General features: G+C 69.8%; 14 protein-coding genes. All 14 read right to left on the bottom strand.

The genetic code is table 11. The features are described 5' to 3' along the window. Positions 1–33: 33 nt before the first annotated feature. A complete protein-coding gene (locus tag EPO51_RS05600; RefSeq protein WP_293347024.1) occupies positions 34–2208 on the bottom strand; it encodes a TonB-dependent receptor in 2175 nt (724 codons plus the stop codon). A 77-nt stretch (positions 2209–2285) separates the two neighbouring features. Next, positions 2286–3611 (bottom strand): spinster family MFS transporter, encoded by a 1326-nt coding sequence (locus EPO51_RS05595; RefSeq protein ID WP_293347021.1) that lies wholly within the window; start codon positions 3609–3611, stop codon positions 2286–2288. Beyond that, entirely contained in the window at positions 3604–4092 is a 489-nt protein-coding gene (locus tag EPO51_RS05590; RefSeq protein WP_293347018.1) for a DUF3237 domain-containing protein, read from the bottom strand. The genes EPO51_RS05595 and EPO51_RS05590 overlap by 8 nt, the downstream gene beginning before the upstream one ends. 55 nt (positions 4093–4147) lie before the next feature. Further along, on the bottom strand, positions 4148–4813 hold the full coding sequence (locus tag EPO51_RS05585; protein WP_293347015.1) for a TetR/AcrR family transcriptional regulator: 666 nt from the start codon (positions 4811–4813) through the stop codon (positions 4148–4150). Positions 4814–4837: 24 nt separating this feature from the next. Beyond that, positions 4838–4972, bottom strand: a complete 135-nt coding sequence (locus EPO51_RS05580) for a hypothetical protein (protein ID WP_293347012.1) — start codon at positions 4970–4972, stop codon at positions 4838–4840. 9 nt (positions 4973–4981) lie between these two features. Continuing rightward, positions 4982–6439, bottom strand: coding sequence for a bifunctional 3-(3-hydroxy-phenyl)propionate/3-hydroxycinnamic acid hydroxylase MhpA (mhpA, locus tag EPO51_RS05575; protein ID WP_293347009.1), 1458 nt, complete (start codon positions 6437–6439; stop codon positions 4982–4984). Further along, the gene (locus tag EPO51_RS05570; protein ID WP_293347006.1) at positions 6439–7311 is read right to left on the bottom strand and encodes a fumarylacetoacetate hydrolase family protein; all 873 of its coding nucleotides are present in this window, start codon (positions 7309–7311) and stop codon (positions 6439–6441) included. The genes mhpA and EPO51_RS05570 overlap by 1 nt, the downstream gene beginning before the upstream one ends. Before the next feature lie 24 nt (positions 7312–7335). Continuing rightward, positions 7336–8268 (bottom strand): VOC family protein, encoded by a 933-nt coding sequence (locus EPO51_RS05565; protein WP_293347003.1) that lies wholly within the window; start codon positions 8266–8268, stop codon positions 7336–7338. Between the two features lie 74 nt (positions 8269–8342). Continuing rightward, positions 8343–9086 (bottom strand): VOC family protein, encoded by a 744-nt coding sequence (locus EPO51_RS05560; protein WP_293347000.1) that lies wholly within the window; start codon positions 9084–9086, stop codon positions 8343–8345. A gap of 77 nt (positions 9087–9163) precedes the next feature. Next, positions 9164–10096: a glutaminase gene (locus tag EPO51_RS05555; protein WP_293346997.1), complete on the bottom strand. Its 933-nt coding sequence runs from the start codon at positions 10094–10096 to the stop codon at positions 9164–9166. A 21-nt stretch (positions 10097–10117) separates the two neighbouring features. Next, positions 10118–10798, bottom strand: a complete 681-nt coding sequence (locus tag EPO51_RS05550; protein WP_293346995.1) for a TorF family putative porin — start codon at positions 10796–10798, stop codon at positions 10118–10120. 63 nt (positions 10799–10861) lie between these two features. After that, positions 10862–12097, bottom strand: coding sequence for a diaminopimelate decarboxylase (locus EPO51_RS05545; RefSeq protein ID WP_293346993.1), 1236 nt, complete (start codon positions 12095–12097; stop codon positions 10862–10864). Beyond that, positions 12094–12558 carry an SET domain-containing protein-lysine N-methyltransferase gene (locus EPO51_RS05540; RefSeq protein WP_293346991.1) on the bottom strand — a complete coding sequence of 155 codons (465 nt, stop codon included), beginning with the start codon at positions 12556–12558 and terminating at the stop codon, positions 12094–12096. Before EPO51_RS05540 ends, EPO51_RS05545 begins: the two co-directional genes overlap by 4 nt. Before the next feature lie 7 nt (positions 12559–12565). Beyond that, on the bottom strand, positions 12566–13012 hold the full coding sequence (locus EPO51_RS05535; protein WP_293346989.1) for an ATP-binding protein: 447 nt from the start codon (positions 13010–13012) through the stop codon (positions 12566–12568). Positions 13013–13044: the final 32 nt, after the last annotated feature.

Below are 13044 nucleotides of genomic sequence, written 5' to 3'. Positions count from 1 at the left end.
CCCTTCTCCCGCAAGGGTGAAGGGCCGTGAAACCTACATCTTCCAGACCAGGGTCACCCCATAGGTCTTCGGCGGAGCGTAGGGCACCAGCACCTGGCGATAGGGGGCAAATGCGGTGACGTAGGTCGCCACCAGCTCATCGGTCAGGTTCTTGCCCCAGACCGCAACCTGCCAGCGCTTGTCTGGAGAGGTCAGCGACACCCGCGCGTCGACGTTGATGTAGCCCTCCTGCTTCTGCGTCGGGATGTTCGAGGCCTCGAAGTACATGTGCGACTGGTTGGTGTAGTCGACGCGGGCCAGCGCCTCCCAGCCCTCCAGGTCGGCGATGTACTGGACGCCCAGGTGGAACTTGTCCTTGGGCGAGCGCGGCAGGTCGTTACCGGTGAAGTTGGCGGTGGCGCCGTTGGCGAAGCTGGTGAACTCGGCGTTGAGCCGCGCGTAGCTGCCGTCGATCTGCAGGCCCGCCACCGGCTGGATCATGAACTCGACCTCGGCGCCCTTGATCTTGGCCGTCGCGGCGTTGCCCACCACCACGCAGCACAGCGGCACGAGCTGAGAGACCTGCAGGTCCTTGTAGTTGGTCTGGAAGATCGACCCGTTGAGGCGCAGGCGCCGTTCCCACCACTGGGTCTTGAAGCCCGTCTCGTAGCTCCAGGCGAATTCCGGATCGTACGGTGTGGCCTGGCTGGGACCGGAGCCGGCGATGCCCTGGAAGCCGCCGCTCTTGAAGCCGCGGGTCGCCGAGGCGTAGACTAGGGCGTCGGGCGTAACCTGGTAGTCCAGGGCGAAGCGCGGCGTCAGCGCATTCCACTTCTTGGAGCCGGTCACGTCGTAGTTGGCGGCCAGCGGCGGCGGCAGGCCGGGGCCGGAAACCTTGCGGCCGATGAAGTGGCCGCTCTTGCGTTCCCAGGTCTGGCGCAGGCCCGCCGTGGCGGTGAGCTGGTCGGTGATCGCATAGCTGAACTGGCCGAACAGGGCGTAGCTCTTGCCGGTGACCTCCTGCGGATAGGTGGCGATCCCGGTCTGGGCCGGCGCCGGGAAATCCTGCCGCAGATCCTCGATCCGCTCGTTGTCCTCGTGCAGGTAGTAGGCGCCCACCTGCCCCTTCAGCCGGCCTTCCAGGGCGTCGAACGACAGGCGCAGCTCCTGGCTGAACTGGCTGTTGTTCTCGTGATCGGTCTCGGTGGACTCGATCTGGGCCGGCGGGTTCACCGGGTTGGAGAAGAACGGCGTGCGGAAGTTGAGCGTCACGTCGCGTAGGGCGGTGATCGAGGTCAGCACCCCGAACGGCGTCGTCCAGTTCACCTCGCCGCGATAGGTCCTGAGCCAGCGGCGCAGGTAGCCGTCGGTATAGGCGTTCACCACCCGCGGGTCGGGGTTCACGCCGACGCAATGGATGCCCGCCTGGAAGGTGGCGTCGCAGATGTTGTGGCGCGGATTGCCCCGCTGGTCCTGGTCGGTGAAGTCGGCGGCCAGCACGATATCCAGATCGTCGCTGGGCAGGAAGCGCACCGCCACGGTGGCCGTCTTCAGGTCCTGGTCGTTGACGTCGTGGCCGGTGGTCTCGTTGAACTCGTAGCCGTCGCGCAGCTTGATCGAGCCACCCACCGACACGAACAGCTTGTCATTGATCGGCAGGTTACCGCGGGCGTTGAGCTGGCGGCGGTCGTAGTTGCCGTACTGGCCCTCGATGCGGAACGACGGGTCGGCCGACGGCTTGCGGCTGACGAACTGGATCAGGCCGCCCACGGCGTTCTTGCCGAACAGCGTGCCCTGCGGCCCGCGCAGCACCTCGACACGCTCCAGGTTCAGCGCGTCGATGTCGGGCGTGCCGCCGCGGCCGGCGTAGACCCCGTCGACGAAGACGACCACTGAGGCGTCACCGCCGGCGTTCTGGCTGATCCCGAAGGCCGAGCCGATGCCGCGGATGGCGAAATTGGTCTGGATCGGGTCGACGGCGCCGGCGCTGAAGCCGGGGGTGCGGGTGGCGATGTCCTGGACCGTCTCGATCGACTGCCGCTCCAGCATCGCGCTGGAATAGGCGCTGACCGCGATTGGCACCTGCTGGATGTTCTCCTCGACGCGCTGGGCCGTGACCACGACCTCCTCGACGTCGTTGGGCCGGGCCTGTGCCGCAGCCTGTCCCCCCGCCATCAGAGCCGCGCCCAGCGCCGCCCACGAGACGCCATACCTCAGTGAATTCAACATCGCGACCTCCCCGTCTGCTCGTCTCAAGGCGAGTCCTTGACGGGACGCTACATCAAATTCGATAGATTGCTAAGTATTTATGCGACGGTCGCTTCCGCTTCGCGAACGGCCCGGGCGAAGGGCTTGAGGCCCAGGCTGAGGATCAGGATCGAGACCGGCATGGCCAGCGCCGTGACGACGGCGATGGCGTAGCGCAGCGCCGCGTCGTCGCCGAACACCCGGTCGGTCACCAGCGCCATGGCGGTCGGGCCGCAGCCCAGGCCGATCAGGTTGGCGACCAGGAAGTAGAGCGCCACGATCCGCGCCCTCAGGCGGTTCGGGCTCACCATCTGGAGCGCCGCCCCGGCCACCCCGCCGTGGATCGTGCCCAGCAGCATGGTCAGGATCATCAGGACCAGCGCGATCCCCGCCGTGGGCGCCAGCGCCATGCCGGTCAGGGTGACCAGCAGCACGCCCGCGTTCAGGCGGATCACCCGCAGATGCGCGTCCTTGAAGCCCCGGCGGTACAGCCGGTCCGCCATCCAGCCGCCCAGCATCAGCCCGGCCGCGCCGCAGATCGCGGTCGCCGCGCCGAACCACAGGCCCGCCTCCGGGATCGGCATGGCGTAAGTCCGGTGCAGGAACTGTGGGATCCAGGCCATGGCGCCGTACATCACCAGCGTGATCATCGACATCCCGCCCATGTGCGCGGCCAGCGCCGCCGGGTGGGTCCGCAGGAAGGCGGTGAACTCGCCCTTCGCCAGGCCCTGCTTGCCGCCCTTGCGCTCCGGCTCGCGCACCGTCAGCGCGATCAGCAGGGCCACCAGCAGGCCCGGCAGGCCGATGACCACGAAGGTCAGCCGCCACGGCTCCATCGCCCCCAGCATCGGCACGATCAGCGGCGGTCCCTCGGTCACGAACTTCACCACCAACGCCCCGGCCACCAGGGCGATGCCCGAGCCCAGCGGAACGCCGATGGAATAGACCGCCATGGCGCGGCCCAGCTTCTCGCGCGGAAAATAGTCGCCCAGCAGCGAATAGGCGGCCGGCGACAGGGTCGCCTCGCCCACGCCGACGCCGATCCGCGCCAGGAACAGGCCCACATAGCTGCGGGTCAGGCCGCAGACCGCAGTCATCAGGCTCCAGGCGGCGACGCCCGCGACCATCAGCCCGCGCCGGCTGCCCCGATCGGCCAGCCAGCCCAGCGGAATGCCCAGCACGCTGTAGAAGATCGCGAAGGCGAACCCCATGAGCAGGCTCATCTGGGTGTCGGAGATGCCGAGGTCGGCCCGGATCGGCCCGACCAGCAGGCTGAGGATCATCCGGTCGATGAACGAGAGCGTGTAGGCCAGCAGCAGGACCGCCACGACATACCAGGCGTAGGCGCCCGAACGCCCCCCCCTCTTCGCGCTTGGGCTACTCAAGGCCGAAGATCCGGTAGCGGACGCCCTTGGCGGTGCGCCTGCCGTAGCCGACAGCCACCAGCGCGTTCAGCCAGCCGTAGCGCGCGTCGGCGGTCTCGAAGATGGGCTGGATGCGGAAGTAGTAGGCGTCCTCGCTCAGGCCCTCGACCTTGGCCGGGTCGCGGAAGTCGCCCAGCACCGCCTGCGGGATCACCAGCCGGCCGCCGTAGCGGACATCGATGATCGCCCCGTCGTGGGTCCTCCAGAGCGAGCGCACGTCCACCAGGGTCAGCGCCGCGCCGTCGGCCCCCTGCCCCAGCTCGGACCAGTCGCCTCCGCCGGCCATGACCTCGCCGCGCAGCCGCTCGCCCTCGACCACCCCGCCAGAGATGTAGCTGACCCGGCGGTTACGCCAGGGCGACTTGCCCAGTGGAATGGGGGCGTCGTCGTCCAGCCGGATGTCGACCGCGCACAGCAGCCGGGCCTTCAGCGTGTCCGTCATCGCTTCCCCTCATTTTCCTTAGAACTCTACATATTTGAGTCCCAAGGGGAAGCGATCAGGCGCTGCCGCCGCGCCGCACCAGTTCGTCGGCCGCCTGGGCCGCGATGGTCTCGGCTTCGCCGCTCGGCACGCCCAGGCCTCGCAGGATCAGCGCACACATCTGCTGCGACAGGCTGACGGCAGGGCCCAGCTGCGGGTCCCGGCAGGTCCGCGCCAGCGCCGCCTGCGACACGCCCATCACGAACAGGACGCCGGCGTCGGTCGTGGCGATCGAGAACCGGCCGCTGGCCAGGCCCGCCGTGACGTCCGCGACGCCGCCCCGGTTCATCGGCTCGTCGGTGCGCGAAAAGCCGCTCTGGATGCGCACCAGCACCTTGGCGCGCAGGGGTTCGTCGACGGCGTACCGCTGGTAGACGCAGACGGCGCGCGCCACGCGCCGGGCCGGATCCTCCACGCCTTCGTTCACCGCAGCGACCGCCGCCTCCAGCCCCTCGCGGATCTCGTAGACCACCGCCTTCACCAGCGCCTCGCGGTCGGGGAAGTGGTTGTAGAAGCTGCCCTTGGCCACCTCGGCGGCCTGGACGATGTCGTCAATGGCCACCGCATCCACGGGACGCGCCGCGAACAGCTCGCGGCCGGCGCGGATCAGAGCTTCGCGCGTGCGCGCCGCGCGGCCCGTCTTCGCAGGCAAGATCACCTTGTCGGGTTGGGGTTCACTCATCGGAACTCGGGAAACTCGGAGGTGTCAGGCCGCCTGGGCGCGCAGGCGGAATTCCTCCGCGATGGTAGGCGCGATTCCCGGCCGCGCCAGCATCCGCGGCTGGAAGGCGTCCAGATTGGGCAGCGCGGGCAGCCCCGGGGCGTGGTGCAGGCGGAGCATCGGGATCCCTCAGGCGGAGACAAGGAACGGCGCGGCCCAGGCTGTGGCCAGTTCGGCCGGATCCCCCGCGCCGAAGACATAGCGGTCGGGCCGCACCAGGACGGCCGACGCCCCGTGGCGCTCCAGCCAGGCGGCGAGCGCGGCGCGGTGTCCCGCCAGCCGCGGGTCGGCCAGGCTGACGGCGGTCAGGCCCGGAACCGGCCGGACGGGATCGCGCGCGATCAGCCAGGCGCCTGGCCCCAGTACGTCGTCCAGTCCGCGGCCGTCCGCCCAGGTCTGGAGGAAGAGGCTGCCCGCCGCCGGCGCGCCCTTGGCGACGTGCCCGGCCACCAGGATGGGCGGGGGCCGGTCGGGCATCGCCGGCGAACGGCCGGACGCCAACATGGCGGCGTCGCGCCGGGCGGCGGCCTCAGGATTTAGGGTGCAGACCACCCGGCCCATGCCGATGGCCTGCTCGATATAGGCCCGCACATGGGGCTCGCGCTCGGCCTGGTAGGTGTCCAGCCACGCGGGGTCCGCGCCGCCCAGCGCCGCGGTCAGCTTCCAGGCCAGGTTGGTCGCGTCGCGCAGGCCCGAGCACATGCCCTGCCCGGCGAAGGGCGGCATCTGGTGCGCGGCGTCCCCCGCCAGCAGCACCCGATCGGCCCGCCAGCGCGTGGCCACCAGCCCGTGGAAGCGGTAGACCGCGCGCCGCTCGATCTCGACGGGGCCGCAGTCCCACGGCGCGATCAGCGGCTGGATGAAGGCGTCGGTCAGGGCCGCGTTCGGGTCCTCGCCCGGGCGCAGCATGAACTCCCAGCGGCGCCGGCCCGGTCCCATCAGGACGCAGGTGGTCGGCCGCTCGGGATCGCAGACCTGCAGGTTGACGTCGGGCACGCGGGCGTACTCGTCCACCTTGGCGTCGACCACCAGCCAGGGCTCGTCGAAGCCGTAGTCGAAAAGCTGGCCACCCATGGCAGCGCGGACCGCGCTGGCCGCGCCGTCGCAGCCCACCAGCCATCGGGCGCGGACCACCTCGGCCGTCTCAGGCCCCTCGATCCTCACCAGGACACCGTCGCCATCCGGCTCGTAGCCCGCAAAGCGCCAGCCGGTCCGCACCTCGACCGAACGCGCCCCGGCCAGCTTCGTCCGCAGGGCGCTTTCCAGGCCCGGCTGGTGGAACATGTAACTGGCCTGCCAGCCCGACGAGGCCATCGCCGCCGGCGCGTCGAAGCGCATCAGCAGGCGGCCGTCGTCGGCGCGGAACTCGTAGGCCGGGGCCGGGCGCGCGTGGCGGCCGACGGCCTCGGCGATGCCCAGCTGCTGGAACAAGCGCATGGCCTCGTGGTCGAAGTGGGCGGCGCGGGGCAGCGGATAGACCTGCGCCTCCTTCTCCACCACCAGAGTCTTCACGCCCAGGTCCCCAAGCAGGCAGGCCAGGGTCGCTCCCACCGGCCCCAGGCCCACGATCAGGACATCGATGTCCATCACGCTGCGTCCTGCGCGCAGGGGTTCTCGATGGCGCCGAGTCCCTCGATCTCGATGCGCACCCGGTCGCCGTCCTTCAGGAACCTCGGCGGCTTCATCGCCGCCCCGACCCCGCCGGGGGTTCCGGTGAAGATCAGGTCGCCGGGCTCCAGGGTCATCGCCTGGCTGAGATGGGTCACCTGGTCCCAGACGTCGAAAACCAGATGGCGCGTGTTCGACTCCTGACGCATCTCGCCGTTCACCAGGCCGCGGATCGCCAGGGCGTGGGGATCGCCGGCCTCATCGGCCGTGGTGATCCAGGGGCCGAAGGGCGCGTGGGTGTCGAACGACTTGCCCAGGGTCCACTGCGGCGTGCGATGCTGCCAGGCTCGCTCCGTCGCGTCGTTGCCGACACAGTAGCCGAACACCGCATCGGCCGCGGCGTCGCGGTCGATGTTGCGTCCTCCGACGCCCACCACCGCCACCATCTCGGCCTCGTAGTCGACGTAGCCGCCCGGCGGGATCGCGATGGGGTCGAAGGGGCCGTTGGCGGCGGTCGCGGCCTTGGCGAACCAGACCTGGTGTTCGGGGGCCGCCACGCCGCTCTCGGCGATGTGGTCGGCGTAATTTAGACCGATGGCGAAGATCTTCCCCGGCCGCGTCACCGGGGCGAGCAGGCGCACCTCGCATAGGCCCAGCGCATGATCGCCGAGCTCGCCGATGGCGCGCACCTCGCGCTGGGCCGTCGGCCAGGCGGCGATCAGTTCGATCATGTCCGCCGCGAGCTGCGGCGCCGCGCGCGAGATCGAGACGATGCGGTCGGCGCCGGCGTCGCCGGTCTGCACGAGGCCGAGTTCCGGCGGCCCGCCGGCGGTGAAGGTCGCGAGTTTCATGGAAGGGGTTCTGCTTCTGCTCGATCAGCCCATGGTCGGCGGCGGGGGCGGGCCCCACTGCACGGCCATCAGGTCCTGCAAGGTGGCGGTATTCGAGGGATCTGCCGCGGTGAACAGGTCGCCGTCGGTCCAGTGTTCCAGCGTGTGGCCCCAGGGGTCGCGCCAGTAGTCGAAAACCTGGCTGCCCAGGATATGCCGTCCCACGCCCCACTCCTGGGTGCGGCCCGCGGCCTTCAGGCGGTCGTGGCCGGCCATCAGGTCGTCCAAGTCGGCGACCTCGAACGCGGCATGGTTGAAGCCCGGCCCCTTCGGCGACTGCACCAGAAACAGGGTGTGGTGGTCGGTCGGGACATCGCCTCGGTCGCAGCGCAGGAAGGCGCCCACCGAGAACTCCGGCGTGATCGCGATCTCGTCCGAGGTGATGAAGCCGAAGCGGGCCTTCCACCAGCTCTCGGAGGCGCGGAAATTCGAGATGTTGAGCACACAGTGGCCCAGGCGCACGACGTGCGCGCCCTCGCCCGTCCGCTTCGTCTGCCGCCGCCGGGGCCGGTCGGCGGCGGCGTTCCACGGCGGCCGCTGCGGCAGGGCCAGTTCCGGCGCCGGCGCCTGGCCGGCCGTCACCTCCACGACGTGGCCGTCGGGATCGGCCAGGGTGACCACGAAGCCGCCGCCCGGGGCGTCGAGCGGCCGGACCTCGGCGCCCTCAGCCCGCGCCAGGATATGCAAGTCGTCCACCGACGCCGCCCGCAGGCCCACGCCGGCAAAGCCGGCCTCGCCCGGCTCGGTCACGTGCAGGAAGGCCGCATGCCCGGCTCCGCGAGCATAGAGGCGGCCGCCCTCCACCCGCCGTTCGGGAAAGCCGAAGTCCCGCAGGAAGCCATCCATCTCCCGCAGGTCCGGCGCCCGGAAGCGCACGAAGGCGATGTCTTCGACCTTGATCAGGCTGTTAGTGACCATTTAGTCAGATTACGGCGAGCGACTCCCTAGAACAATGCGCGACCTTTCACAATTTTGTGACCATTTGGTCAGACTTAGCCCTGCACCAGCCTGACCTGCGTTCCGCACAGCGTGACCTGGCCGTGGGCGTCGAGGTTCCCGCGCGCTTCGGCCCGGGCGCGGACCGCGGCCGGGTTTCGCACCTTCACGTCGAAGGCGCGCAGGCCTTCGCCCCGGCCGTCGAACGCCAGCACGAAGCGAATCTCGCCGCCATCAAGGTCGAGGTGCAGGCCGTCGCCGCGCGCCTCCAGCCCCAGGACCTCGCCCCAGCGTTTCGCCATCGCGCCCGGATCGTCGGCCTGGATCTCGGCGCCCACGATCTCCAGCGAGGTGTCGGTGCGGACGTTCTTCTCCCAGTCGGGCCCGCCCCACTCCCAGCGCGCCTTCGGAACCATATGGTCGATGGAGACGATGGCGCCGCCGACGTCCTTGGGGTGCAGGTGGGTGAAGGCCACACCATCGCCATCGAACTGGTCGGCGATCCGCACGCCCTGCTCGGCCACGCGTGTCCGGGCGCCCTCCAGATCGTCGGTCTGCAGGATGACCATGTAGCCGCCATCGCCCTGTCGCTTCTCCAGCAAGCGGCCGGCGGTCGTGCCCTCCCGCGTCGGCGAGACCACCTCGAGGAAGGTGTCACCCACCGGCCAGACGGCGTTGTGCAGGCCGTACTTCTTCACGCCCGGGTCGGCGTAGGCGGCGCCCAGGCCCAGCACGTCCACGATCTCCGCGCGGGCGGCCTCCAGGTCCTGGCCCACCAGGGCGATCTGTCGAAGGCGCATCGTCTTCCTCCCGGTCTCTTGTTCTTTGCGCGAACTAGAGAAGCCGCCCGGATGACGGTCAAGCGGCGAGCGCGGAATCAGAACACCGACCAGCCCATTCGCGACGCCAGCCGCTGCAGCGCGAGCGTGCCGACGAGGGAGTTGCCGACCTCGTTCAGGCCCGGCGACCAGACCGCCACCGCGCCGACCTCCGGCACGACCGTGAGGATGCCGCCCCCGACGCCGCTCTTACCCGGCAGCCCCACCTGGAAGGCGAACTCCCCCGAGGCGTCGTAGTGGCCGCAGGTCATCATGATGGCGTTGATCCGCCGCGCATGCTCGGGGCTGATGATCACGTCTCCGGTCAGGGGATCCACGCCCTCGTTGGCCAGAAACAGGCCCGCCCGCGCAAGCTGCCGGCATGTGATGCGCAGCGAACACTGGTGGAAGTAGGCCTGCAGCACGTCCTCGACGGGGCTGTTCAGATTGTCGAAGCCGCGCATGAAGTTGGCCAGGCTGTAGTTCCGAAAACCCGTGGCCGCCTCGGAGGCCGCCACCTCCTTGTCGACGTCGATGGTGTCGTTGTCGGCGAGGCGGCGGATCGTGTCGCGGATGTCGGCAATCGCTTCCTGCGGCGTCCGGCCGGCCAGGACCGCGTCTGTGACCACGATGGCGCCGGCGTTGATGAAGGGGTTCCGCGGCACGCCCTTCTCCGCCTCGAGCTGGACGATGGAGTTGAAGCGCGACCCAGACGGTTCGCGCCCGACCCGCCCCCACAGGTTCTCGCCCAGGCGTTCCAGCGCCATGGTCAGGGTGAAGACCTTGGAGATGCTCTGGATCGAGAACGGCAGCCAGGCGTCGCCGTACTCCGCCAGCTCGCCCTCGCAGGTGACGACCGCCATGCCGAAGCGGTTGGCGTCGACGCGGGCCAGGGCCGGGATGTAGTCGGCCACCTTGCCCTCGCCCCGGTGGGCGTCGGCGACCTCCTTGCCCACCGCGGCGACGATCTGGGCCAGGCTTTCGGTCGTCATGGGCGGAACCTTGGCGAAGGGCTAGAACGCGGCTTTCAGGCTGACCACGGCGCGGCTGCCGTAGGTGTCGCCCAAGCTGTGCTTGTCCGTATCGTGATAGCGCAGATCCAGGCCCAGGTGATCGGTCAGCGCATAGCCCACGCCCACATTCCAGGTGGTGTAGTCGCCCGCCCCGGAAACCTGCTGGCGCCCGAGCGCGGCGCTGAACGACAGCTTCTCGGTGGGCGAGAACGCCCCGTTCACCTCGTAATAGAAGGCGTGGTCGACCCCGGCGTAATAGTTCGGTGAGTAGTAGGCTTGGGCCCCGAGGGTCGCCGGACCCAGCGGGACGCTGCCGGCGGCCTTCAGCTCGAGATAGTCCAGGTCCGCGCCCGACGGCTGATCGACGTAACCGTAGTAGAGCAAGCCCAGGTCCAGCGAGACCACGCCCACGGTCGGCGTGAAGCCGGCATAGAGGTCGAACTCGGCGTCGGTCGTGTCGTTGAAGTCGACGTTGGACCCCCATGCGCCAGCGTAGAACCTGCCGACCGACAGGTCGGCGCCGCCGAACACCTGCGGGTTCTCGTCGGTCTGGCTGACGCCCCGGAAGACGTAGTCGCTGGCGACCCCGAGATTGAAGTCGAAGCCGGGCCCGTCCTGCGCCGCGGCTGAACTCGCGACGGCGAGGGCGGCGGCGGCGAACAGCGCGAGGCGAGGGGTCATGCCGGGTCCTTGGAAAGCCGAGCGCCCATCAGCACGCGATTCACTTAACGGGAGCTTGGCGCGTCAGGCCGGAAGCAGCATCTCGGTGAATTCGCCGCGCATGCAGTGATTGGAGCTCATCGAAGACCCGTAGCCGCCGGCGTTCAGCAAGGCGATCCGGTCGCCCTCGCGCAGCTCCGGCATCGGTTGGGCGTGGGCCCAGATATCCAGCGCCTCGTTGATGTTACCGGCGATGGTCACCGGCTTCCAGGCCGCGGTCTCGAAGCTGCGCGGCGCGCAGGCGACGGGTTCGCAGGGTAGCTCGTAGTAGGCGGGCTCGGGCGCCAGGTTGAACCCACCGTCGACGCTGACGAAGGTCACATCGCGCTTCTGCTCCACGTCGGTGACGCCCAGGACCAGCACGCCGGCGTCCTTGACGATGTAGTCGCCCGGCTCGACTGCGACGGTCACGCCCCGCCCCGCGAACCGCTGCGCCAGCAGCGCCGCCCAGCGACCAAGGTCCAGCGGGGCGTCGCCCTCGCGGTGCGGCAGGCCCAGGCCACCGCCGACGTTCACCGTCGTGACGTCCGGCAGATCGTCGAGGAACGCCAGGCCCGCCCCTACCGCCGCGTCCCAGTCGTCGAGCTCGCGGGTGAGGTAGCCGCAACCGACATGGAAATGCAGGCTGGTGATCGTCAGGCCATGCGCGCGCGCCATGGCCAGCGCCTGGGGCCATTGCTCGCGGTAGATTCCGAACTTCGTTGCTACGTCGCCGGCATAGCTCAGCTTCTCGGCCCCGCCGTAGCTGGCCCCGCGCTCGGGGTTGACCCGCACGCCGATGGCGCGGCCCGGCGCGCGCTCGCCGATCCGGCGAATCATGCCGACCCCGTCGCAGTTGATGGTCAGGTCCGGGTGCGCCAGCAGCCGTTCCAGGTCGCGGTTCGAGACCCCCGTGCCGGTGAAGCTGATGTCCGCCGCCGCGAACCCGCAGGCCAGCGCGCGGTCCAGTTCGGCCGGCGAACAGACGTCGATCCCGCACTGGCCGCCCTTCGCCAGATGCCGCAGCAGCGGCTCGTAGCGATTGGCCTTCATGGCGTAGTAGAGGCGCGACCGGAGCCCCGTGCCCGCCAGGGCGTCCCGGACCCGCCTCAGGTTCGCCGAGATGCGGGCCGCGCTGTAGAGGTGCAGCGGCCCCTCGACCGTCTCGGCCAGGGCGCCCACGTCGTGGCCCGCCAGATGCAGCCGCCCGTCCCGGAAATCCAGGTCGTCGCGCGCCCACCAGAACCCCGCGTCCGGCCGGGTAGCCGGGGCCAGGCTCATGGCGCCAGCGTCGCGAGATAGGCGCGCCCCTCGGCGTTGGGCTGTTCCGTGCGCCCGGTGATCCAATGGCGGCAACGCGCGGCGCCGCAGTGGCAGGCGAACTGGCGGTAGAGCACGTCCTCGGTCTCGGCGTAGTCGATCGTCAACAGATCGCCGGGCCGGATATCCCGCAGCGCCACCAGCTCCGAGCGCGCCATGTCCAGCCGGCAGTCCGGCTCGCAGCTGTGCGACAGGAAGCCGATGATCTCCGTCTGGGTGATGTGCATGCCCGGGCTGACCTGCAGGCTGTGCTGCAACAGCTCGGGCGTCAGCACGCCCGTGAAATGGTGGATCACCTGGCCCTTGCGGCGTGGAGCCAGCGTGCGGACGCCGAGGCCGTACTCGGAGTCGGTGTCGCAGACTTCGAGGGACGCGTCCGGCTGGACCCCGGCGGTCGAGGGCGATTCGGTGTTGGCTGGCATGTCGGCCCTAGGATGCCTCGTCGGCCGTCCGTCGAGAAGGCGACGGTGACGCGAAGCTCTTGGAAAACTGCAAACGGTTATGTTTACCGCTGCGCTCGTAGTCGACCTGGTCCATCAGCTTGCGCACCAGGTGGATGCCGAGGCCGCCGATCTCCCGGTCCTCGATCGACAGGCTGGTGTCCGGGGGCGCGGCGGCCAGAGGGTCGAAGGCCACGCCATCGTCGGTGATCCGCATCGTCACCTGGCCGCCGGCCACCCGGGCCGCGACCTCCACGACGGGCGCTCCGCCGCCATGGTTCAGCGCGTTGCTGATAACCTCGTCGGCAGCGATCAGCAGCGAGCTGACGGCGGCCAGGGGCACGCCGCGTGCGACCAATTCCTCCTCCAGGGTGTCGAGCAGCGCCGAAAGGCCCACGGCCCCGTCGAGGAGCGTATGGGAGAAGTCCGGTTCCATATCGCTCGCCCGCTCTGGGGCCTTGCGGTGAC

This window comes from Phenylobacterium sp., from assembly GCF_004297125.1.
Classification (GTDB): Bacteria; Pseudomonadota; Alphaproteobacteria; order Caulobacterales; family Caulobacteraceae; genus Phenylobacterium.
Note: the sequence above shows the minus strand (reverse complement) of the source record. Positions and strands in the feature narration are given on the sequence as shown.

Excerpts from the sequence above, each read along its gene's own strand:
- EPO51_RS05580 (WP_293347012.1), bottom strand. The coding sequence starts at position 4,972 with ATGCTCCGCCTGCACCACGCCCCGGGGCTGCCCGCGCTGCCCAATCTG.
- EPO51_RS05545 (WP_293346993.1), bottom strand. The coding sequence starts at position 12,097 with ATGAGCCTGGCCCCGGCTACCCGGCCGGACGCGGGGTTCTGGTGGGCG.
- EPO51_RS05535 (WP_293346989.1), bottom strand. The coding sequence starts at position 13,012 with ATGGAACCGGACTTCTCCCATACGCTCCTCGACGGGGCCGTGGGCCTT.
- EPO51_RS05600 (WP_293347024.1), bottom strand. The coding sequence starts at position 2,208 with ATGTTGAATTCACTGAGGTATGGCGTCTCGTGGGCGGCGCTGGGCGCG.
- EPO51_RS05540 (WP_293346991.1), bottom strand. The coding sequence starts at position 12,558 with ATGCCAGCCAACACCGAATCGCCCTCGACCGCCGGGGTCCAGCCGGAC.
- EPO51_RS05560 (WP_293347000.1), bottom strand. The coding sequence starts at position 9,086 with ATGCGCCTTCGACAGATCGCCCTGGTGGGCCAGGACCTGGAGGCCGCC.
- EPO51_RS05550 (WP_293346995.1), bottom strand. The coding sequence starts at position 10,798 with ATGACCCCTCGCCTCGCGCTGTTCGCCGCCGCCGCCCTCGCCGTCGCG.
- EPO51_RS05570 (WP_293347006.1), bottom strand. The coding sequence starts at position 7,311 with ATGAAACTCGCGACCTTCACCGCCGGCGGGCCGCCGGAACTCGGCCTC.
- EPO51_RS05585 (WP_293347015.1), bottom strand. The coding sequence starts at position 4,813 with ATGAGTGAACCCCAACCCGACAAGGTGATCTTGCCTGCGAAGACGGGC.
- EPO51_RS05590 (WP_293347018.1), bottom strand. The coding sequence starts at position 4,092 with ATGACGGACACGCTGAAGGCCCGGCTGCTGTGCGCGGTCGACATCCGG.
- EPO51_RS05565 (WP_293347003.1), bottom strand. The coding sequence starts at position 8,268 with ATGGTCACTAACAGCCTGATCAAGGTCGAAGACATCGCCTTCGTGCGC.
- mhpA (WP_293347009.1), bottom strand. The coding sequence starts at position 6,439 with ATGGACATCGATGTCCTGATCGTGGGCCTGGGGCCGGTGGGAGCGACC.
- EPO51_RS05555 (WP_293346997.1), bottom strand. The coding sequence starts at position 10,096 with ATGACGACCGAAAGCCTGGCCCAGATCGTCGCCGCGGTGGGCAAGGAG.